This window comes from Streptomyces rimosus subsp. rimosus (assembly GCF_000720725.1).
Taxonomy (GTDB): Bacteria; Actinomycetota; Actinomycetes; order Streptomycetales; family Streptomycetaceae; genus Streptomyces; species Streptomyces rimosus_A.
Window position 1 is genome coordinate 93,686 of the sequence record NZ_JOCQ01000016.1, and the last position, 21,453, is coordinate 115,138.

Consider the following 21,453-nt stretch of genomic DNA (forward strand, 5'->3'; position numbering starts at 1 on the left):
GGGGAGGCAGGAACGACGGTGGCGGAACGGAGCACGGCTGCCGTCGACGTGGCCGACACGAGCGGTGAGCAACCGCTGACCGCCCAGGCGGGACAGGCCACGAACGACGGTGCGGAGGCCGAGAGCGTAACCGGCACGGACAAGGACACCGCACGCACCGGCGATCAGCGTGCCGCGGTGACCGACACCAAGCCGCCCGAACTGCACAGCGGGCACAAGCTCGCCAGACGCTACCGCCTTGAGGAGTGCGTCACCCGTCTGGACGGATTCAGCAGCTGGCGTGCGGTCGACGAGAAACTGCGCCGTGCCGTCGGCGTACACATCCTGCCCGCGGACCACCCGCGGGCCCGCCCCGTACTGTCCGCCGCCCGCTCCGCCGCGCTGCTCGGTGACCCCCGCTTCGTGCAGGTCCTGGACGCCGTCGAGGAGAACGACCTCGTCTACGTCGTGCACGAATGGCTGCCGGACGCCACCGAGCTGTCCGCCGTGCTCGCGAACGGGCCGCTCGAACCGCACGACGCCTACCAGCTCGTCAGCCAGGTCTCCCAGGCCATGGCCGCCGCCCACCGGGAGGGCCTGTCCCATCTCAGGCTCAACCCGAGTTCGGTGCTGCGGACCGAGTCCGGGCAGTACCGCATCCGCGGTCTGGCGGTGATGGCCGCGCTGCGCGGCATCACCAGCGAGCACCCGCAGCGCACGGACACCGAGGCGATCGGCGCGCTCCTGTACGCCGCCCTGACCCAGCGCTGGCCGTACGAGAGCGACGCGTACGGCCTGTCGGGGCTGCCCAAGGACATCGGCATGATCCCCCCGGACCAGGTACGGGCCGGGGTGCACCGCGGCCTGTCCGAGCTGGCCATGCGCGCGCTGGTCAACGACGGTGCCACCGCGTCCCGCCAGGAGCCGGCCTGCACCACTCCGGAGGAGCTGGCGAAGGCCGTCACGGCCATACCGCGCATCCGTCCGCCGGAGACGTCCTTCACCTCGCCGCCGCCCTACCAGCGCACCGGCTACCAGCAGGGCACGTACGGCCAGCCGCCGTCGCGCACCGGCGGGGCGCCGGCGCGTTCCGCGGCGGTGCCCGCCCCGCCGCCACCGCTGCAGAGCCGTACCGGCCGAGCGCTCAAGTGGTGCGTTTCCGGCCTGCTCATCGCCGCGCTGGGGCTCGGGAGCTGGCAGTTGGCGGACACCCTGTTGCAGACCGAGGGCCAGGACAACCAGGAGAACTCGCAGCCGGAGAGCGGGAAGCAGCAGAAGAAGCCCGCTCCGAAGCCGATCGCGATCGACGACGTCACCGAGTTCTCGCCGCTCACCGGCAAGCTGGTCGCCGGTTCGCAGGATCCGGCGTCGAACGCCGTGGACGGGAACCCCGGCACAGCTTGGGTCACCGGCGAGTTCAAGGGCTGGGCGAACTTCGGCAATCTCCCGACTCGCAAGGACGGCAGTGGCCTCGTCGTCGACCTGGGGAGCGTGAAGGAGGTCTCCAGCGTCGAGGTCAGCATGTACCGGCCGGGCCACACGGCCGAAGTGCTCGCCGCCGACGCGTCCGCGTCCGCTCCGTCCACCCTCAGCGCGTTCCCGCAGCGCCTGTCGAAGCTGGAGAAGTCGGGCAACACCTTGTCCGTGAAGCTCGACAAGCCCATAAAGACGCGTTACGTCCTGATCCACATCACGGAGCTGCCCAGTGAGGATTCGGGGGGCGGTTACCGGGGCGGCATCTCGGAGGTCAAAGTCAGCGGTTGATCCCATCAACCGCTTCCGCGAAATCCGGGAGAAAAGAAATGCACGGGACGGGCAAGACCGGTCCCGTGCATTTTCCGTGACCACCGGGACAACTGGACAGCAGAGGGGCCCGGGCCGGTTTACCGGCCAGGGCTCGGTCAGCGAAACTGGCGCAGCCTAGTTCCAGCGGGTGCAGTAGACCTTGTTGTTGCCGTAGTACCCGCAGGCCCTCACCGAGTATCCGGGGCCGTCGTACTGAAGCTTGTTGTTCGCAATCGCGGCAGTGTCACCAGGGTCGAGGCTGAATCGACGCTTCTGGACCAATCCCTTCCAGGTCTTCCCGCCGTTACGGGATACATCCATCCAAAGCGCCCCCTCGCTGTCGCCTCCGTTCGACGTCATGCCGGCCATCGTCCAGTCATGGCCATCGCCGCACCGGTAAACGAGCAGCTTCACCGTGGCATGCCCGCCGTAGGTCTTCGTGCTCAGCGTCTTGCGGTAGCTGCAAGCGCCCTTCGAATAAGCGGAAGCCGAGCCCGGCATCGCACCGAGAGCAATTACCGAAGCCACCGCAATCAACAGCAGGCGCTTGAGGTTCCTCATGAAAAGCTACTCCTGAAACTCTCTCTGGTAGCGAGTTATCCGGCGATATAGGAGTCCGACTGGATTGCATTCAACGTCTCCAGCGGAAACACCGGCGCTCAAGATCGTTTCAGTTTGTTCACGCCTCGGCAAATCATCCGATCCGCGCCCTTTCACGGCTTCGAAGTGATGACGCACCGCAACGGTTGAACCGCAGCCTGCGAAGGCTGGCCGATAACCCGGCTCGGCACCTCGTCGACGTTTACTTTCGTAGCGCGGCGGGCTTCAATGGAGCCACATATCCGCTACCCGCGCGAGCAGGGGGACCTGTGGGGCCTGAGACAGGCGGCTCTGACGTGGCAAGCGATGGAGACCTCCTCGCCCGCCACGTGGCCGGCGACCCCGACGCTTTCGGCGAGCTGGTCCGGCGGCACCGTGACCGGCTCTGGGCAGTGGCCCTTCGCACTCTCGGCGACCGGGAGGAAGCAGCGGACGCCGTCCAGGACGCCCTCGTTTCCGCCTACCGGGCCGCCCACACCTTTCGCGGCCAGTCGGCCGTCACGACCTGGCTGCACCGCATCACGGTCAACGCTTGTCTGGACCGTGCCCGCAAGGCAGCCTCCCGCCGCACGTCACCGGTAGCCGATACCGAGCGGCTGGAGCAGTTGCTGGAGCCGCACGAGTCCGCAGCCGTACCGGCCGAGCGGCAGGACCTGCACCGGGAGCTGCTCCGCGCGCTCCGCACGCTGCCCGAGGAACAACGTGCTGCCCTGGTCCTCGTTGACATGCAGGGATACCCGGTGGCCGAGGCGGCGGAGATCCTCGACGTGCCCACCGGGACGGTGAAGAGCCGCTGCGCACGGGGCCGGGCGCGGCTGCTGCCGATGCTCACCCATCTGCGTTCGGGAGAAGGGGATAGCAGACCCGTCAGCGGGGGAAGGAACCGGGCGCAGGGGACATCCGTCCCACAGGCGGCAGGACCGAAGGACACAGATGCCGTGAAGGGCGGAGGTGGGCGCTCGTGACTTCGACGACCGACACGGACGAGCACCCGGAGGTCTCCGAGATCTCCGCGCTCACGGACGGTCTGCTGTCACCGTCCCGCACCGCTGATCTACGCGATCACCTGGCGTGCTGTGAGCTGTGTGAAGACGTGCACGCTTCCCTGGAGGAGATCCGGGGGCTTCTCGGCACGCTCCCCGGGCCGACTCGTATGCCGGCCGATGTGGCGGAGCGCATCGATGCCGCACTGGCGGCCGAGGCATTGCTCGACTCGACCGCACCGGACCATGTCCCCGACGTTTCACGTGAAACATCGCAGGTCGCCGCCGCTGTTTCACGTGAAACAGAACCGGCGCCGACCGCGTCGCCGTCCGGGCCTGTCACCCGGCCGTCCGGACACCCCAGGGCCGCTACCGGTCCAGGCCGCCGGACGACCGGAGCCCGTTCCCGAAGCCGTCGCTGGCCGAGGGCACTGCTCGGCGCCGCGGCTGCCGCAGCGGTCCTCAGCGTCGGCGGGGTCATCATCCAGAACATCAGCTCCGGCAGCGGGCAGAGCGATGGGCAGAAGCAGCACAGCGAATCGACCAAGCACAGCGCCGGGGCCTCCTCCGCACTGACGTCCGCCACGCTGGAAGCCCGCGTCCACAGCCTCCTCACCGCCTCAGGCAGCAAGAAGACTCCGGACGTCGGCACGCAGAGTTCTCCGGACACACCGCTGCGCGGCGCGACGGACGCCGTCCCGTCCTGTGTCCAGCGGGGCACCGGACGGACCGAGGCTCCGCTAGCGTCGGCTCGCAGCTCTTACGAGGGCCAGGACGCGTACCTCGTCGTTCTGCCGCACCCCACCGACCCCAGCCGCGTCTCGGCCTACGTCATCGCGTCCTCCTGCGTCTCGGCGTCACCGCCGGCTCCCGGCAAGGTGCTGTTGACCCACTCGTACCGGCGAGACTGAGCCGACGGCGAGGGCGCCGGGGCACCGCGGGAATGCCTGCCCCGTAGGATCCGTTGGGTGGGGTGAGAGTTCACCGAGAGCCCCAGCAAGCAGTCGGCAGAGACAAGGAAGACACCCGTGAGCGACGTCCGCAACGTGATCATCATCGGCTCCGGGCCCGCGGGCTACACCGCCGCGCTCTACACCGCCCGTGCCTCCCTGAAGCCGCTGGTTTTCGAGGGCGCCGTCACCGCCGGTGGCGCGCTGATGAACACCACCGAGGTGGAGAACTTCCCCGGGTTCCGCGACGGCATCATGGGCCCCGACCTGATGGACAACATGCGCGCCCAGGCCGAGCGCTTCGGCGCCGAGCTGGTGCCGGACGACGTGGTCGCGGTCGACCTGACCGGGGAGATCAAGACCGTCACCGACACCGCCGGCACCGTGCACCGCGCCAAGGCCGTGATCGTCACGACCGGCTCGCAGCACCGCAAGCTGGGCCTGCCCCGCGAGGACGAGCTGTCCGGCCGCGGTGTGTCCTGGTGCGCCACCTGCGACGGGTTCTTCTTCAAGGACCAGGACATCGCCGTGGTCGGCGGCGGTGACACGGCGATGGAGGAGGCCACCTTCCTCTCCCGCTTCGCCAAGTCGGTCACGATCATCCACCGCCGTGACACGCTGCGCGCGAGCAAGGCGATGCAGGAGCGTGCCTTCGCCGACCCGAAGATCAGCTTCGTCTGGGACAGCGAGGTCGCCGAGATCCACGGCGAGAACAAGCTCTCCAGCCTGACGCTGCGCAACCTGAAGTCCGGCGAGACCTCGGAACTGCCGGTGACCGGTCTGTTCATCGCGATCGGCCACGACCCGCGCACGGAGCTGTTCAAGGGACAGCTGGAGCTGGACGGCGAGGGGTACCTCCAGGTGGAGTCCCCCAGCACCCGTACGAACCTCACGGGCGTCTTCGCCGCCGGCGACGTCGTGGACCACACCTACCGCCAGGCGATCACCGCGGCCGGCACCGGGTGCTCCGCGGCCCTGGACGCCGAGCGGCACCTCGCCGCCCTCTCGGACAGCGAGGACGTGCCCGAGCCGGAGAAGACCGCTTCCGCCTGACCCCGCCCCGACGCCCCCAACCCCACCCAGTAAGGAGATTGCCATGGCCGGTGCCACGGTGACCGTGACGGACGCCAACTTCGAAGAGGTCGTCCTCAAGAGCGACAAGCCCGTACTCGTCGACTTCTGGGCCACCTGGTGCGGCCCGTGCCGCCAGATCGCCCCGTCGCTGGAGGCCATCGCCGCCGAGCACGAGGAGATCGTCATCGCCAAGCTGAACACCGACGAGAACCCGACCACCACCGCCAAGTACGGCGTCATGTCGATCCCGACGATGAACGTCTACCAGGGCGGCGAGGTCGTGAAGACCATCGTCGGCGCCAAGCCGAAGGCCATGCTGGAGCGCGAGCTGGGCGACTTCCTCGCCTGATCGCACCTCGTGTGCCACGCGAACGGGCCCACCCTTTCGGGGGTCGGGCCCGTTCGCGTTGTACGGGCGGCCCTCACAGCGGGCGCAGGGCAGGCTCCTTCTGCACCGCGCCCAGGAGACGGTCGAGGGCCAGTTCCACGTCTTCCTTCCAGGAGATCGTGGTGCGCAACTCCAGTCTCAGGCGCGGGAAGCGCGGATGCGGGCGCACCGTCTTGAAGCCGACGGCCAGCAGATGGTCGGCGGGGAGCACGCACGCCGGCTCCTCCCACCGGGCGTCCCCGAACGCCTCAAGCGCCTTGAAGCCACGGCGGATGAGGTCTTTCGCCACCGTCTGCACCATCACCCGGCCCAGGCCCTGTCCCTGGTAGCCCGGTGTCAGCCAGCCCGTCAGGAGCTGCACGGCGTCCGGGGAGGCCGGGCTCGTGGGAAAGGCCGTGGAGCGCGGCACGTACGCGGGAGGGGCGTACAGCACAAAGCCGACCGGGACATCGTCGACATAGACGACGCGGCCGCAGGAGCCCCATTCGAGGAGGACGGCCGAAATCCAGGCTTCCTTCTCCAGCTCGGGACGGCCCGCTCTTACCGCGGCTTCCCCGCTGACGGGGTCGAGTTCCCAGAAGACGCATGAGCGGCAGCGTTTGGGGAGATCCGGAAGGTTGTCCAGCGTGAGCGGTACGAGCCGACGGCCCATGAAGACAGGTCCTCACTTCCCTCGCCCGCCGCACCGCGCGATGCCGTCCGCAGCTCCCGCTCCGTGAGCAGGCCACCGACGAAACCGCCGACTGCTCCGAGGCCGAAGCCCGCTGCCACCAGTCCGGTGCGGCTCACCGTTCGCATGGCTTACTCCTCGTTGTGGGGGTTTCCCCGTGGATGTGCGCCATACCCGATCGCATCGTATCCACGGTCCGCGTACGCGGGTACCGCCACACAGCAAAGGGCGGGCCGTGTTCCGCAATCCGCGCGGAACACGGCCCGCCCTCGGGGCCGGACGGGTCGGGTCAGCCCTCCTCGCCGTTCTCCTCGTCGAGGCTCTTGTCGAGCACCCGCCCCTCACCGGGGGCGAGGGTGCCGAGGATGCGCTCCAGGTCGTCTATCGAGGCGAACTCGACGACGATCTTGCCCTTCTTCTGACCCAGGTCGACCTTCACCCGGGTCTCGAAGCGGTCGGAGAGCCGGGACGCGAGGTCCGTCAGGGCGGGAGCCACCCGGGTGCCGGCCCGCGGCTTCTTCGCCTTGGAGCTGCCGGCGGGCTTGGCGCCCATGAGCGTCACGATCTCTTCGACCGCACGCACCGAAAGCCCCTCGGCCACGATGCGGTGTGCCAGCCGGTCCTGCTCCTGCGCCTCGTCCACGGAGAGCAGGGCGCGCGCGTGCCCCGCGGAGAGCACCCCGGCGGCGACGCGGCGCTGGACGGACGGCGAGAGCTTCAGCAGCCGCAGGGTGTTGGAGACCTGCGGGCGCGAACGGCCGATGCGGTCGGCCAGCTCGTCATGGGTGCACTTGAAGTCGCGCAGCAGCTGGTCGTACGCAGCGGCCTCTTCGAGCGGGTTGAGCTGTGCCCGGTGAAGGTTCTCCAGCAGCGCGTCCAGCAGCAGCTTCTCGTCGTCGGTCGCACGGACGATGGCCGGGATCTTCTCCAGACCGGCCTCGCGGCAGGCCCGCCAGCGGCGCTCGCCCATGATGAGCTCGTACCGCTGGGGCCCGGTCTGCCGGACGACCACCGGCTGGAGGAGGCCGACCTCCTGGATGGAGGTGACCAGTTCGGCGAGGGCGTCCTCGTCGAAGACTTCGCGCGGCTGCCGCGGATTGGGTGTGATCGCGTCGAGAGGCAGTTCGGCGAAGTGCGCGCCGGCGACCTCCTGCACCCCGTCCGCGATTGCTTCCGCTTCCTGCGTCTCATCCGTTTCACGTGAAACGGCCTTCGCGGCGATCGAGGTGACCTTCGCCGCCGCCACGCCCCGTTCCGGTGCCAGGACCGGCACCGCGGACGGCGATGTCGTGCCCCGGCTCACCGCGGGAGCGGCGTTGTCCGCGGCCTGTGGTGCTGCGGGGATCAGCGCACCGAGCCCACGGCCGAGTCCCCTGTTCCGTCGTTGGCTCACTGTTTCCCCTCCGGCATGCTGTGCTGTGGTTCGTAGTTCACGGTGAGGCCCTGGGTCCCGGCACCGGCCCGGGCCGCTCCGCGCAGGGCGATCTCCCGGGCCGCCTCCAGGTAGGAGAGCGAGCCGCTGGAGCCCGGGTCGTAGGTGAGGACCGTCTGCCCGTAGCTGGGCGCCTCGGAGATGCGTACCGAGCGGGGGATGCTGGTGCGCAGCACCTCGTTGCCGAAGTGATTGCGTACCTCGTCCGCGACCTGGGAGGCCAGCCGGGTCCGGCCGTCGTACATGGTCAGCAGGATCGTCGACACATGGAGCTTGGGGTTGAGGTGCCCGCGCACCAGGTCGACATTGCGCAGCAGCTGGCCGAGCCCTTCCAGCGCGTAGTACTCGCACTGGATGGGGATCAGCACCTCGGCACCTGCCACCAGGGCGTTGACGGTCAGCAGACCGAGCGAGGGAGGGCAGTCGATGAGGATGTAGTCCAGCGGCTGTTCGTACGCCTTGATGGCCCGGTCCAGCCGGCTTTCACGGGCCACCAGTGAGACGAGTTCGATCTCGGCGCCGGCCAGGTCGATCGTGGCGGGCGCACAGAAGAGCCCCTCCACGTCGGGTACGGGCACCACGACGTCGGACAGCGGCTTGCTCTCCACCAACACGTCGTAGATCGAGGGAACTTCGGCGTGATGGTCGATACCGAGAGCCGTGGAGGCGTTGCCCTGCGGGTCGAGGTCGATGACCAGGACACGGGCGCCGTGCAGGGCCAGGGAGGCGGCGAGGTTGACCGTGGTGGTGGTCTTGCCCACCCCGCCCTTCTGGTTGGCGACCACCATGACCCGGGTTTGCTCGGGTCGGGGCAGTGGTTCTCCCGTGCGGCCAAGCGTCTGAACCGCCAGCTGAGCTGCACGACCGATCGGGGTGTCGTCCATCGGGGACGGCGTTTCACGTGAAACGTCATCCCCGAGCGACTCGCTACGGGGACCGGGGACCGGGTCGGTCATCGGTCCCGCGATGTTGGCGTCGGACCGCAAGGATTCACTCTCCTCGACATCAGGCTCGCAGTGCTCAGAGCCTGCCATGCTTTCGGTGTCGTGAACCAGTGAGGTCCGCTCTCCTGTGGATGAACCCACTTCTGTGGATACATCCGTGCCCTGTGTGGGTCTGCGGTGACGCGGCTCGGCAGCTGCGCGACCACGGCTGATGATTCCATGCAGCAGAGAACGACGTTTCACGTGAAACACGATGACAGCGTTACGTCCGTTTTGGACGCGACACTCCGTTTTATGGCGTTTTGTTAGTTTCCCCGGGCTATCCGTCGTGACCCGGAGGCTCGCTCAGCGCCGCCGTCCCCTCGATGCCCTGCTGGGCCTGGCCGCCTTGGCCCGCTTGGCCGCGAAGCGCACACCGCCGGGGCTTTCGCCGACCTCCACACGCACCACGGTCGACATCGGGTCCACGATCCCCGCACCGACCTGGACGACCGAGGTCTCCACGACACCGAGCTTCCCCAGCGCGGCGCGGGCGCCCTTCAGCTCCTCCTCGGCGGTGTCGCCCTTGAGCGCCAGCATCTCGCCGTACGGACGCAGCAGCGGGACACCCCACCCCGCCAGCCGGTCGAGCGGCGCCACGGCTCGCGCGGTGACCACATGGACCTGCGGGAGCTTGCCCATGACCTCCTCGGCGCGGCCGCGCACCACCGTCACGTGGTCCAGCCCCAACAGCTCGACGACCTCCTGGAGGAAGTTCGTCCGGCGCAGCAGCGGCTCCAGCAGCATGATCTTCAGGTCCGGGCGCACCAGGGCCAGCGGAATGCCGGGAAGGCCCGCGCCCGAGCCCACGTCGCAGACGGTGACACCCTCGGGCACCACCTCGGAGAGCACCGCGCAGTTCAGCAGGTGCCGCTCCCACAGCCGCGGCACTTCACGCGGTCCGATCAGTCCTCTGCGTACGCCCGCGTCCGCGAGCAGCTCCCCGTAGCGCACGGCCTCCGGGAAACGCTCACCGAACACCTCGTGCGCCACATCCGGCGCCGGTGGGAGCTCCGCTGCTGCGTCCGTCACGGGAACCGCCTTCCTCTGGACTGTTATCAGGCTGACAAGACGTGGCCCCGCCTGCGAGTACAGACGGGGCCGGATAGATCAAAGGCTGTTCGGGGCTCGGGCCGTCAGGCCGGAAGAACCACCACACAGCGCTGGGGCTCCTCGCCCTCGGACTCGCTGCGCAGCCCGGCCGCCGCGACGGCGTCGTGCACGACCTTGCGCTCGAAGGGGGTCATCGGCTTCAGCTTGACCGGCTCACCGCTGCCCTTGGCCTCCTCCGCCGCCTTCGCGCCCAGCTCCGCGAGCTCCTCGCGCTTGCGGGCCCGGAAGCCGGCGATGTCCAGCATCAGGCGGCTGCGGTCACCGGTCTCGCGGTGCACCGCGAGGCGGGTCAGCTCCTGCAGCGCCTCCAGCACCTCGCCGTCCCGGCCGACCAGCTTCTGCAGGTCGCGGCTGGTCGATTCGCTGATGATCGACACGGCGGCGCGGTCGGCCTCGACGTCCATGTCGATGTCGCCGTCGAGATCGGCGATGTCCAGCAGGCCCTCGAGGTAGTCGGCCGCGATCTCACCCTCCTGCTCCAGGCGGGTCAGGGTGTCGGTGCCCTCGGCGGCCGGGGTCGTGTCCGTCACGGAAGGACTCCTTCTTACTTCTTGGACGGGTGCTTGGGCCGCTGCTGGCCCTTGCGCTGTCCGGACTTGGCGTTACGGGAGCCGGAGGCGGAGGAACCGCCCTTCGGCTTGCTGTCCTGCGGTGCCTTCTTCTCCAGGGACTGCTTCTTCGAAGCGTCCGCCTCGGAGTCACCGGAAGCGCTGGAGCCGGCCCCCGCACGGGTACGCCGCGGCTGCTGGCCGCCACCGGCCGGCTTGCCGCCGGTGGGCTGGGTCTGGCGCTGGGACTTGCTCTGCCGCTTGGGCTGCTGCCGGTTCTGGCGCGCCTCCTCGGCGATCTTCCTGGCCTCGACCTCGGCCGGGTCCTCCTTGAGCTTGCCCTTGGCCCGCAGCCGGTCCTGACGCTCCTGGAAGGCCTTGCTGCCCGGAGTGGGGTTACGGCGGATGACGAACATCTGCTGACCCATGGTCCACACGTTGGTGGTCAGCCAGTACAGGAGGACACCGACGGGGAAGCCGGGGAAGCCGATACCGAACACGGCGAACATGATCGGGAAGACGTACATCAGCATCTTCTGCTGCTGCATGAACGGCGTCTTCACCGTCAGGTCGACGTTCTTCGTCATCAGCTGGCGCTGCGTGTAGAACTGCGAGGCCGACATCAGCACGATCATGATGACGGTGACCACGCGGACGTTGGTGACCGAAGCCCCCAGGGCCTCGAGCTTCTCCGGGGTGTCCAGGAACTTCGCGGCCAGCGGGGCACCGAAGATGTGCGCCTTCTGCGCGCTCTCCAGCAGCGACTGGTTGATGACGCCGACGGTCTGGTTGTTCGCGATGTGGCTGAGGACCTGGTACAGCGAGATGAAGAAGGGCGACTGCGCCAGGATCGGCAGGCAGCTGGAGAGCGGGTTGGTGCCCGTCTCCTTGTACAGCTTCATCATCTCTTCGGACTGACGCTGCTTGTCGCTCTTGTAGCGCTCCTGGATCGCCTTCATCTTCGGCTGGAGCGCCTGCATGTTCCGCGTCGACTTGATCTGCTTCACGAAGAGCGGGATCAGGCAGATACGGATCAGTACCACCAGCGAGACGATGGACAGACCCCACGCCGCGCCACTGTTCTCGTCGAAGATGAGGCTGTAGAACGAGTGGAACTGGACGATGATCCAGGAAACTGCGTAATAGAGAGGACTGAGGATCGTGTCCACGAATCAGGCTCCTTGGGCGGTGGGCTGAGTCTCAGGCTGTGCGGCAGGCTCAGGGACGGTGGATCCGCCCAGGCGGCTCCTCAGCCGCCGATGCCAGACCGGACGCTTCCGGGGTGGTACGTGGTCGACGCCACCTGGCGACCACGGATTGCAACGCAGGATGCGCCAAGCCGTCAGCGCGGTCCCTTTCACGGCGCCGTGCCGGTCGATGGCCGTATAGCCATAGTGGGAGCACGACGGGTAGTACCGGCAGACCGGACCCAGCAAAGGGCTGATGGTCCACTGATACAGCTTGATCAGCAGCAGCAGCGGGTACTTCATCGCGGCACCCTCCCCTGACCTTCGGTTGGGGAATCTCCACCCAGCAGCCGCTGCAGCGCGGTGTCCAGGTCACGGGCCAGCTGGCCGTGACCCGCATCACCCGCGCCGGGCAGCGCCCGTACGACAACCAGGCTACCGGCGGGCAGCCGGTCGAGCCGGTCGCGCACCAGGTGGCGCAGCCGTCGCTTGACCAGGTTGCGCACGACGGCACCGCCGACGGCCTTGCTCACGACGAAACCCGCACGCGCCGGGGGAGGGCTCTCCCCCGCTGCGTGCGGGTCCGTTGCACCGCTGCGTAGATGGACGACGAGGAGCGGGCGCCCGGCCCTGCGTCCCCGGCGTACCGCGGTCGCAAAGTCCTCGCGCCGCCTCAGCCGATGCTCGGTAGGCAGCACGTCATGGACCTAGCTCAGGGCTCAGGCCGACAGGCGGGCGCGACCCTTGCCACGGCGGGACGCGAGAATCGCGCGGCCGGCACGGGTGCGCATACGCAGGCGGAAGCCGTGGGTCTTCGCGCGGCGGCGGTTGTTCGGCTGAAAGGTGCGCTTGCTCACTCGGGGGCTCCAGAGATGCTTGGTGTCTCCGGGGAGACAGGTGTGGGGCGTCGACTGGCTGTCACCGTGCGCCCACGAGTAGCTCGCAACGCCCGAGTGCACCGCTACTTCGATCACTTGAGCGCGATCTTTGCCCATCGGAGGCAGGCGGCAGCAGCCATCGACAACTCGACCTGGTTACGGTACGCGCGGCGGCGTCATCCGGTCAAACCGGCCCTCGGTCGGGACACACTGTGCACAGCCTGTGGACAACAACTTGAATCACCACGGTCGCCCTGACTACCGTGGGTCAACTCCGATTCCTTCCCGCCCGTCCTGAGAATCACACATTCGTGGGACCTGTGAGAGAGCGTGCTCTGTGGCTGACGTACCTGCCGATCTTGCCGCAGTGTGGCCACGTGTACTTGATCACCTCCTGCGAGCGGAGAGCGACAGCCTCAAGCCGAAGGACCAGGACTGGCTGAAGCGGACGCAGCCGCTGGCGCTGGTGGCCGACACGGCCCTGCTGGCCGTGCCCAACGAGTTCGCCAAGGGCGTGCTGGAGGGCCGGCTCGCGCCGCTCATCGGCGAGGCGCTGAGCCATCAGTGCGGCCGCCCGATCCGCATCGCGATCACCGTCGACGACTCCGCCGAGGAGCCGCAGCCCCAGCAGCCGCTGCCCTCGGCCCCGCCGTCGTCCCCCGTACAGCAGCAGCGCCACCAGCCCCAGCAGCAGCCGGGGCAGCAGCACGACGCGTACGGCGGCTACGACGGCCGGCAGAGCGACGGCTACGACAACCGGCAGGGTTACGGGCACCAGGACGACGACGGACCGCACGTGCGCCCCGCGTATCCGGAGTACCAGCAGCAGCACCAGCAGCCCCGGCACGAGCCCGGCGCCTGGCCGCAGCAGCACTCCGGGATGGGCAGCCAGGGCGGCCCCGGCCCCCGCGAGGACTACGGGTGGCAGCAGCAGCGCCTCGGCGGCTTCCCCGAGCGTGACCCTTACGCCACGCCGCCCCCCTCTCACCTGCAGCAGCCGCACTCCCAGCGGTCACAGGGTGACTACCGATCGTCGGCCCCCGAGCACACCGGGCCACCGCAGCACCAGCGCCCCGAGGGCCACTCCCCGTACGAACAGCAGCCGCCGCAGCGCCGTGACCTGGCCGAACACCAGCCGCCCGCGCATATCCAGAACCCTGGCCCGGGCGGGCTGCCCGCGCCCAGCGGCGCCCCCGGCCCGCTTGCCGCGCAGCCCGCGCCCGCGACCGGCCCCGGCGAACCGACCGCGCGCCTGAACCCGAAGTACCTCTTCGACACCTTCGTCATCGGCGCTTCGAACCGCTTCGCGCACGCCGCCGCGGTGGCCGTGGCCGAGGCGCCGGCCAAGGCGTACAACCCGCTGTTCATCTACGGCGAGTCCGGCCTCGGCAAGACGCACCTGCTGCACGCCATCGGGCACTACGCGCGCAGCCTCTACCCGGGCACCCGGGTGCGGTACGTCAGCTCGGAGGAGTTCACCAACGAGTTCATCAACTCCATCCGCGACGGCAAGGCGGACGCGTTCCGCAAGCGCTACCGCGACATGGACATCCTGCTCGTCGACGACATCCAGTTCCTGGCCAGCAAGGAGTCGACGCAGGAGGAGTTCTTCCACACCTTCAACACGCTGCACAACGCCAACAAGCAGATCGTGCTGTCCTCGGACCGGCCGCCCAAGCAGCTGGTGACCCTGGAGGACCGGCTGCGCAACCGCTTCGAGTGGGGCCTGATCACCGACGTCCAGCCGCCCGAGCTGGAGACCCGGATCGCGATCCTGCGCAAGAAGGCCGTGCAGGAGCAGCTCAACGCGCCGCCGGAGGTACTGGAGTTCATCGCCTCCCGGATCTCGCGCAACATCCGCGAGCTGGAGGGGGCGCTGATCCGCGTCACCGCCTTCGCGTCCCTCAACCGCCAGCCGGTGGACCTGGGCCTGACGGAGATCGTCCTCAAGGACCTGATCCCCGGCGGCGAGGACGCGGCGCCGGAAATCACCGCGACCGCCATCATGGCCGCGACCGCCGACTACTTCGGGCTGACCGTGGACGATCTGTGCGGATCCTCGCGCAGCCGCGTCCTGGTGACGGCGCGGCAGATCGCGATGTACCTGTGCCGTGAGCTGACGGATCTGTCGCTGCCGAAGATCGGCGCGCAGTTCGGCGGCCGCGACCATACGACGGTGATGCACGCCGACCGCAAGATCCGGGCGCTGATGGCCGAGCGGCGCTCCATCTACAACCAGGTGACGGAGCTGACGAACCGCATCAAGAACGGCTGACGCGGCCTCGGCGAGGGGCCGGCCAGAGCTTCCAGGGCGCCCCGGGACGTACGCACTCCCGGGGCGCCCTTCGCCGTTCGTACGGGCCTTCCGCCCGTGAAGGCGGGGAGCCCCCGCAGTACAGGGGCTCTCGCCGTACGAGGAGGCGCCAACCGGGCGCCGAGGTGCCCAGGGATCGCCGTACGACCACCCCGAATCCCTCTCCGGACCGCCCGATACAGCGCCCAAAACGGCACCCCGACCGCGTCCCGCCCCCACCCGCCACCGTCCCGACCCTGTGGAAGGCCCCGCCTCTGTTCGATTTCGCGTCAGGTCACGGCTGTGCTCCACAGATTGGCCAAGAATCTTCCGTCCACACGCTGGGGACTGGGAAGTTATCCCTGCGGCTTCCACAGGAGGGCCGGCCGTAGCAAGATCTGCCCAGGTCAGCGCGGTGTGGATTTGTGGCTAACGGCCATCCACAGGGTGTGGATGAAGGATCGGTCCACAGCGGGCGGGTCGCGTTGTCCACGGGCCGCCCACAGGAGCCCCGCCCTTGTCCCCAAGTTCTCCACACCCCTGTCCACTGTTCGGCAAGGTGACACCCGGGCTCACTGGGGCGAGTGAAAGGCATCACACCAAGGTGCCGGATTGGGCTGTGGGGAACCTGGGTAAAGCTGGGGACAGGACTGGGGAGAAGTAGGGGTCCCCTGTGCATCGGGTGTGCATGAAGGACGCCGGTCCACAGATGAGGCCGGTTGTCCACGGCTGCCGCCCACAGGCCCGGTGGACAAAAAAACCGTGTTGACCTGCGCAGACTCAGTTGTCCACGGTTTCCACAAGCCCTACTACTACGACCACGGATATCTACCGGGGAACTCGTTTCGAATCGGGTGCTGTGCACAACTTGGGGATCGGTCGTCCGACGCCTCTCGACCCGACTTGACCCCGAGCAGCAACGGCTGTCGGTGACGTACGTCAGACTGGTCTCCGGCGACCCAGCCGACGAAGAAGGCCAGCAGGGCGTAAGCCAGCAACAGCAGGAGGCGGTTTCCGGTGAAGATCCGGGTGGAGCGCGATGTACTCGCGGAGGCAGTGGCCTGGGCGGCCAAGAGCCTCCCGGCCCGTCCGCCGGTGCCCGTCCTCGCGGGCCTGCTGCTGAAGGCGGAGGAGGGCAGCCTGAGCCTCTCCGGCTTCGACTACGAGGTCTCCGCGCGCGTGTCCGTGGAAGCGGAGGTGGAGGAGGAGGGGACCGTCCTGGTCTCCGGCCGCCTGCTGGCCGACATCTGCCGCGCCCTTCCCAACCGCCCGGTGGAGATTTCCACCGATGGTGTACGGGTCACCGTCGTCTGCGGCTCCTCCCGCTTCACCCTCCACACCCTTCCTGTGGAGGAGTACCCGGCCCTGCCGCAGATGCCGACCGCCACCGGCACCGTGCCCGGTGAGGTCTTCGCCGCGGCCGCCGCCCAGGTCGCCATCGCCGCCGGCCGTGACGACACCCTCCCGGTGCTCACCGGCGTACGGATCGAGATCGAGGGCGACACCGTCACCCTGGCCTCCACCGACCGCTACCGCTTCGCCGTGCGCGAGTTCCTGTGGAAGCCGGAGAGCCCGGACGCCTCCGCGGTGGCGCTGGTGCCCGCCAAGACACTGCTGGACACCGCCAAGTCCCTCAGCAGCGGCGACAGCGTCACCCTGGCGCTGTCCGGCTCGGGCGCCGGTGAGGGCCTGATCGGCTTCGAGGGCGCGGGCCGCCGTACGACTACCCGGCTGCTGGAGGGTGACCTCCCGAAGTACCGCACGCTCTTCCCCACCGAGTTCAACTCGGTCGCGGTGATCGAGACCGCCCCGTTCGTCGAGGCCGTCAAGCGTGTGGCGCTGGTGGCCGAGCGGAACACCCCGGTGCGCCTGAGCTTCGAGCAGGGCGTGCTGGTCCTGGAGGCCGGCTCCAGCGACGACGCACAGGCTGTGGAGCGGGTGGACGCGGACCTGGAGGGCGACGACATCTCCATCGCCTTCAACCCGGGCTTCCTCCTGGAGGGCCTGTCGGCGATCGACTCCCCGGTGGCCCAGCTGTCCTTCACGACCTCCACGAAGCCGGCGCTCCTCAGCGGCCGCCCGGCCAAGGACGCCGAGGCGGACGAGGCGTACAAGTACCTGATCATGCCGGTGCGGCTGTCCGGCTGATCCCCACAGGCTGTGGACGGCTGCCTCCGGTCGGCAGCCGCTCGAAAGCTTCCCGCCCCTGACGTGCGCCGTCGGCTCGTGTCAGGGGCGGAGCTGTTTGCCGTACGTACCGGGCCGGAGCGTGGGCACCCGTACGGGCGAGCAAGCCGGTACGAGTGGTTACGGGGCGCGACGGAGCGGCAGGTGCGTCCACCGGACCCTGGCGGCGGTTTCGGCGCCGGGACGGCGGGCCCGGGGCTATTTCGCCGCGATCGGTTGCGGCCCGGCCACTGCCTTCCGCGTGGCCCCGTACACAGGGAAGAGCGCGCTGAACAACGAAAACCGCACGTCCCGGGCCCGGCGTCGTGCACGCGCCGCAAGTTATCCACAGCTGTGGGGGCCGCGCCGCCGCGTCCTGGCTTCGCGCGTAAACTCGACGCGTAGGTCGGGGATGTGCCGTAACGCAACGTAAGGGGTACTGATGGAGCTCGGTCTCGTCGGTCTCGGCAAGATGGGCGGCAACATGCGCGAGCGCATCCGCCGCGCAGGCCACACCGTCATCGGATACGACCGCAATCCGGACCTGGCTGACGTCCACAGCCTCAAGGAGCTGGTGGACGGTCTCAAGGGGCCGCGTGTGGTGTGGGTCATGGTGCCCGCCGGCGCCGCCACCCAGTCCACCATCGACGAGCTGGGCGAGCTGCTGTCCCCCGGCGACGTGGTGGTCGACGGCGGCAACTCCCGCTGGACCGACGACGAGAAGCACGCCGAGGAGCTGCGCGCCAAGGGCATCGGCTTCGTCGACTGCGGCGTCTCGGGCGGCGTCTGGGGCCTGGAGAACGGCTACGCGCTGATGTACGGCGGCTCCTCGGAGGATGTCGCCAAGGTCCAGCCGGTCTTCGACGCGCTCAAGCCGGAGGGCGAGTACGGCTCGGTGCACGCCGGCAAGGTCGGCGCGGGCCACTTCGCCAAGATGGTCCACAACGGCATCGAGTACGCCATGATGCAGGCCTACGCCGAGGGCTGGGAGCTGCTGGAGGCGGTCGACTCGGTCACCGACGTGCGCGAGGTCTTCCGCTCCTGGCAGCAGGGCACGGTCATCCGTTCCTGGCTGCTGGACCTGGCGGTCAACGCGCTGGACGACGACGAGCACCTGGAGAAGCTGCGGGGCTTCGCCGCCGACTCCGGCGAGGGCCGCTGGACCGTCGAGGCCGCGATCGACAACGCCGTACCGCTGCCCGCGATCACGGCGTCGCTCTTCGCGCGCTTCGCCTCGCGCCAGGACGACTCGCCGCAGATGAAGATGATCGCGGCGCTGCGGAACCAGTTCGGCGGCCACGCCGTCGAGAACGCGAAGAAGTAAGCAGCACGAAGAAGCAAGCAAGCAGTAAGCAGTCCGGTAGAGAAGTCCGGTAGCCGGGGGAGGTCGGCGCGCCACATGCACGTATCGCATCTCTCGCTGGCCGACTTCCGCTCGTACGCCCGGGTCGAGGTCCCGCTCGACCCGGGCGTCACCGCGTTCGTGGGCCCCAACGGGCAGGGCAAGACCAACCTCGTCGAGGCGGTGGGCTATCTGGCCACCCTCGGCAGCCACCGGGTCTCCTCGGACGCCCCGCTGGTGCGGATGGGCGCCGAGCGGGCCATCGTGCGGGCCGCGGTCGTGCAGGGCGAGCGGCAGCAGCTGGTGGAGCTGGAGCTGAACCCCGGCAAGGCCAACCGGGCCCGTATCAACAGATCGTCGCAGGTCAGACCCCGTGACGTACTGGGGATCGTACGGACGGTGCTGTTCGCGCCGGAGGACCTGGCGCTGGTCAAGGGCGACCCGGGGGAGCGCCGCCGCTTCCTGGACGAGCTGATCACCGCCCGCTCGCCGCGGATGGCGGGCGTGCGCTCGGACTACGACCGGGTGCTCAAGCAGCGCAACACGCTCCTGAAGAGCGCGGCGCTGGCCCGGCGGCACGGTGGCCGGCAGATGGACCTGTCCACACTGGACGTGTGGGACCAGCACCTGGCGCGGGCCGGGGCCGAGCTGCTGGCGCAGCGGCTCGACCTGATCGCCACGCTCCAGCCGCTGGCCGACAAGGCGTACGAGCAGCTGGCGCCGGGTGGCGGCCCGCTGTCGATGGAGTACCGCGGCTCGGCGGGCGAGGGGCTGGGCGGTGCCTCGACGCGCGAGGAGCTGTACGGGCTGCTGACCGAGGCGCTCGGCGCGGCCCGTAAGAACGAGATCGAGCGCGGTGTGACACTGGTCGGTCCGCACCGCGACGACCTGGTGCTCAAGCTGGGCCAGCTGCCCGCCAAGGGGTACGCGAGCCACGGCGAGTCCTGGTCGTACGCGCTCGCGCTGCGCCTGGCCTCGTACGACCTGCTGCGTGGTGAGGGCAACGAGCCGGTGCTGGTGCTCGACGACGTCTTCGCGGAGCTGGACAGCCGGCGGCGGGAGCGGCTGGCGGAGCTGGTGGCGCCCGGCGAGCAGGTGCTGGTGACCGCGGCGGTGGACGACGACGTGCCGGGTGTGCTGTCCGGGGCCCGGTTCGCGGTCTCCGAGGGCGCGGCGGAGAAGGTCACGCCGTGAGCGGGCGACGGAGCCGGTGATGAACGGCGAGCGGCCGGACCGTCCCTCCGAGGAGCCCTCGGAGCGGCCGCCCGGCGCCGATCAGCCCAAGCCCCCGGAGCTGTCCGGGATCGATCTGGCCCGGCAGGCGCTGGTCGCCGCCAAGGAGCAGGCGCGGGCGCGGGGCGCCGCCGCGCAGCAGAAGAAGCAGGCGCGCCGCGGCGGCCTGCGGTCCGGCGCGCGCGCCGACGGGCGCGATCCGCTGCCGCTGAGCGCGGCGATCAACCGGCTCATCACGGAGCGCGGCTGGGAGGCCCCGGCCGCGGTCGGCGGCGTCATGGGGCGCTGGCCGCAACTGGTCGGCCCGGAGGTGGCGCAGCACTGCGAGCCGCAGCGGTACGACGAGGAAGCGCGCGTGCTGACGGTGCAGTGCGACTCGACGGTGTGGGCGACGCAGCTGCGGCTGCTGGCACCGCAGCTGGTGGCCCGGCTGAACCAGGACCTCGGCCAGGGCACGGTGAAGATGATCAAGGTGCTGGGGCCCGGCGGCCCGGCCCGGCGTTACGGGCCGCTGCGGGCGCCCGGGAGCAAGGGGCCCGGGGACACGTACGGCTGAGGTGTACGCGTGGTACGGGTGAGACTCCGCTCACCGTAGCCGGAGGTTGACAGCCCGAAGCGCTGAACGCCCTCTAGAGCGTCCTGGGGCCCCGTCGCGCATATGGGGAGTCGGCCAACGGCACTTCAGGGCGGCACATGACGACTCAGGCGCCCGCAAACCCCCATTAGTGTCGGCGCTACCGGTAGACTGGTAGCAATCCCGCCCACTCGCGGAACATGTCGAACGACGCAGCCGCCCTGCTTCTGATGGAGGCGGCTCGTGCTGTGCCAGAAAGGGCGCTTCGTGGCCGACTCCGGCGACCTCAACGAGAACAACACGGCTTCTACTGAAGAGGGGGTTCCTGCCGGCGCCAGTGGCGACTCTCCGGAAGAGAAGTCGTACGACGCCAGCGCGATCACCGTCCTTGAGGGCCTGGACGCGGTCCGCAAGCGTCCGGGCATGTACATCGGCTCGACCGGTGAGCGTGGTCTGCACCACCTCGTGCAAGAGGTCGTCGACAACTCGGTCGACGAGGCGATGGCCGGGTACGCGGACACCATCGACGTCACGATCCTGCCGGACGGCGGCGTGCGCGTCGTCGACAACGGCCGCGGCATCCCCGTGGACATCGTGCCGTCGGAGAAGAAGCCGGCCGTCGAGGTCGTGCTGACGGTGCTGCACGCGGGCGGCAAGTTCGGCGGCGGCGGTTACGCGGTCTCCGGTGGTCTGCACGGTGTCGGCGTCTCGGTCGTCAACGCGCTGTCGCAGAAGGTGTCCGTCGAGGTCAAGCGGGACGGCTACCGCTGGACGCAGGACTACAAGCTCGGTGTGCCGACGGCGCCGCTGGCCCGCAACGAGGCCACCGACGAGACCGGCACGACGGTGACGTTCTGGGCCGACGGCGACATCTTCGAGACGACGGAGTACAGCTTCGAGACGCTGTCGCGCCGTTTCCAGGAGATGGCGTTCCTCAACAAGGGCCTGACGATCAAGCTCACCGACGAGCGCACGGCCCATGTGGACGAGGAGGGCAAGCCGCTCTCGGTGAAGTACTACTACGAGGGCGGCATCGTCGACTTCGTGACGTACCTCAACCAGCGCAAGGGCGAGGTGGTGCACCCCACCGTCATCGACATCGAGGCCGAGGACAAGGAGCGGCTGCTCTCGGTCGAGGTGGCGATGCAGTGGAACACCCAGTACACCGAGGGTGTCTACTCCTTCGCCAACACGATCCACACGCATGAGGGCGGTACGCACGAGGAGGGCTTCCGCGCGGCGCTGACGGGTCTGATCAACCGTTACGCCCGGGAC

21 protein-coding genes are annotated in these 21,453 nt (G+C 69.1%); 11 read left to right on the top strand and 10 right to left on the bottom strand.

The genetic code is table 11. From position 1 onward, the window contains the following. Positions 1-18 precede the first annotated feature (18 nt). A complete protein-coding gene (locus IH45_RS0111495; RefSeq protein ID WP_030665538.1) occupies positions 19-1,743 on the top strand; it encodes a protein kinase family protein in 1,725 nt (574 codons plus the stop codon). 156 nt (positions 1,744-1,899) lie between these two features. Here IH45_RS0111495 and IH45_RS0111500 read toward each other — a convergent pair whose 3' ends face one another. After that, positions 1,900-2,325 (bottom strand): hypothetical protein, encoded by a 426-nt coding sequence (locus tag IH45_RS0111500; protein WP_030665541.1) that lies wholly within the window; start codon positions 2,323-2,325, stop codon positions 1,900-1,902. A 308-nt stretch (positions 2,326-2,633) separates the two neighbouring features. Here IH45_RS0111500 and sigM point away from each other — a divergent pair, with 308 nt between their 5' ends. From sigM to trxA, 4 genes are all read left to right on the top strand, one after another. Next, positions 2,634-3,329, top strand: a complete 696-nt coding sequence (gene sigM / locus IH45_RS0111505; RefSeq protein ID WP_030665543.1) for an RNA polymerase sigma factor SigM — start codon at positions 2,634-2,636, stop codon at positions 3,327-3,329. Beyond that, entirely contained in the window at positions 3,326-4,258 is a 933-nt protein-coding gene (locus IH45_RS0111510; RefSeq protein ID WP_030665545.1) for an anti-sigma factor family protein, read from the top strand. The genes sigM and IH45_RS0111510 overlap by 4 nt, the downstream gene beginning before the upstream one ends. Before the next feature lie 117 nt (positions 4,259-4,375). Next, positions 4,376-5,350 carry a thioredoxin-disulfide reductase gene (gene trxB / locus IH45_RS0111515; protein ID WP_030665548.1) on the top strand — a complete coding sequence of 325 codons (975 nt, stop codon included), beginning with the start codon at positions 4,376-4,378 and terminating at the stop codon, positions 5,348-5,350. Positions 5,351-5,393: 43 nt separating this feature from the next. Continuing rightward, positions 5,394-5,720 (top strand): thioredoxin, encoded by a 327-nt coding sequence (gene trxA, locus IH45_RS0111520; protein ID WP_030665551.1) that lies wholly within the window; start codon positions 5,394-5,396, stop codon positions 5,718-5,720. A 73-nt stretch (positions 5,721-5,793) separates the two neighbouring features. Here trxA and IH45_RS0111525 read toward each other — a convergent pair whose 3' ends face one another. From IH45_RS0111525 to rpmH, 9 genes are all read right to left on the bottom strand, one after another. Then, the gene (locus IH45_RS0111525; protein WP_030665555.1) at positions 5,794-6,411 is read right to left on the bottom strand and encodes a GNAT family N-acetyltransferase; all 618 of its coding nucleotides are present in this window, start codon (positions 6,409-6,411) and stop codon (positions 5,794-5,796) included. A 307-nt stretch (positions 6,412-6,718) separates the two neighbouring features. Continuing rightward, positions 6,719-7,822: a ParB/RepB/Spo0J family partition protein gene (locus IH45_RS0111530; protein WP_078897456.1), complete on the bottom strand. Its 1,104-nt coding sequence runs from the start codon at positions 7,820-7,822 to the stop codon at positions 6,719-6,721. Next, positions 7,819-8,895, bottom strand: a complete 1,077-nt coding sequence (locus tag IH45_RS0111535; protein WP_078897458.1) for an AAA family ATPase — start codon at positions 8,893-8,895, stop codon at positions 7,819-7,821. The genes IH45_RS0111530 and IH45_RS0111535 overlap by 4 nt, the downstream gene beginning before the upstream one ends. 255 nt (positions 8,896-9,150) lie before the next feature. Next, positions 9,151-9,876 (bottom strand): 16S rRNA (guanine(527)-N(7))-methyltransferase RsmG, encoded by a 726-nt coding sequence (gene rsmG, locus IH45_RS0111540; RefSeq protein ID WP_030665577.1) that lies wholly within the window; start codon positions 9,874-9,876, stop codon positions 9,151-9,153. 104 nt (positions 9,877-9,980) lie between these two features. Further along, positions 9,981-10,487 (bottom strand): Jag family protein, encoded by a 507-nt coding sequence (locus tag IH45_RS0111545; protein WP_030665579.1) that lies wholly within the window; start codon positions 10,485-10,487, stop codon positions 9,981-9,983. Between the two features lie 14 nt (positions 10,488-10,501). After that, positions 10,502-11,674, bottom strand: a complete 1,173-nt coding sequence (yidC, locus tag IH45_RS0111550) for a membrane protein insertase YidC (protein WP_030665582.1) — start codon at positions 11,672-11,674, stop codon at positions 10,502-10,504. A 3-nt stretch (positions 11,675-11,677) separates the two neighbouring features. Further along, positions 11,678-11,995 (bottom strand): membrane protein insertion efficiency factor YidD, encoded by a 318-nt coding sequence (gene yidD, locus IH45_RS1000000146390; protein ID WP_003978865.1) that lies wholly within the window; start codon positions 11,993-11,995, stop codon positions 11,678-11,680. After that, on the bottom strand, positions 11,992-12,390 hold the full coding sequence (gene rnpA / locus IH45_RS0111555; RefSeq protein ID WP_030665584.1) for a ribonuclease P protein component: 399 nt from the start codon (positions 12,388-12,390) through the stop codon (positions 11,992-11,994). The genes yidD and rnpA overlap by 4 nt, the downstream gene beginning before the upstream one ends. A 21-nt stretch (positions 12,391-12,411) precedes the next feature. Continuing rightward, on the bottom strand, positions 12,412-12,549 hold the full coding sequence (gene rpmH, locus IH45_RS0111560) for a 50S ribosomal protein L34 (protein WP_003949374.1): 138 nt from the start codon (positions 12,547-12,549) through the stop codon (positions 12,412-12,414). Between the two features lie 358 nt (positions 12,550-12,907). On the opposite strand from rpmH, the gene dnaA reads away from it, so the two are divergent. The 6 genes from dnaA to IH45_RS0111590 all read left to right on the top strand — a co-directional run. Further along, a complete protein-coding gene (gene dnaA, locus IH45_RS0111565) occupies positions 12,908-14,845 on the top strand; it encodes a chromosomal replication initiator protein DnaA (protein ID WP_078897460.1) in 1,938 nt (645 codons plus the stop codon). Between the two features lie 1,035 nt (positions 14,846-15,880). Then, entirely contained in the window at positions 15,881-17,011 is a 1,131-nt protein-coding gene (gene dnaN / locus IH45_RS0111570) for a DNA polymerase III subunit beta (protein ID WP_030665588.1), read from the top strand. 460 nt (positions 17,012-17,471) lie between these two features. Further along, positions 17,472-18,353 (top strand): phosphogluconate dehydrogenase (NAD(+)-dependent, decarboxylating), encoded by an 882-nt coding sequence (gene gnd, locus IH45_RS0111575; protein WP_030665590.1) that lies wholly within the window; start codon positions 17,472-17,474, stop codon positions 18,351-18,353. A gap of 75 nt (positions 18,354-18,428) precedes the next feature. Next, on the top strand, positions 18,429-19,565 hold the full coding sequence (gene recF / locus IH45_RS0111580) for a DNA replication/repair protein RecF (RefSeq protein WP_030665593.1): 1,137 nt from the start codon (positions 18,429-18,431) through the stop codon (positions 19,563-19,565). 19 nt (positions 19,566-19,584) lie between these two features. Continuing rightward, a complete protein-coding gene (locus IH45_RS0111585) occupies positions 19,585-20,160 on the top strand; it encodes a DciA family protein (protein WP_030665596.1) in 576 nt (191 codons plus the stop codon). Between the two features lie 285 nt (positions 20,161-20,445). Then, positions 20,446-21,453, top strand: a 1,008-nt coding sequence (locus IH45_RS0111590; protein WP_030665599.1) for an ATP-binding protein, incomplete at its 3' end; no start/stop codon positions are given.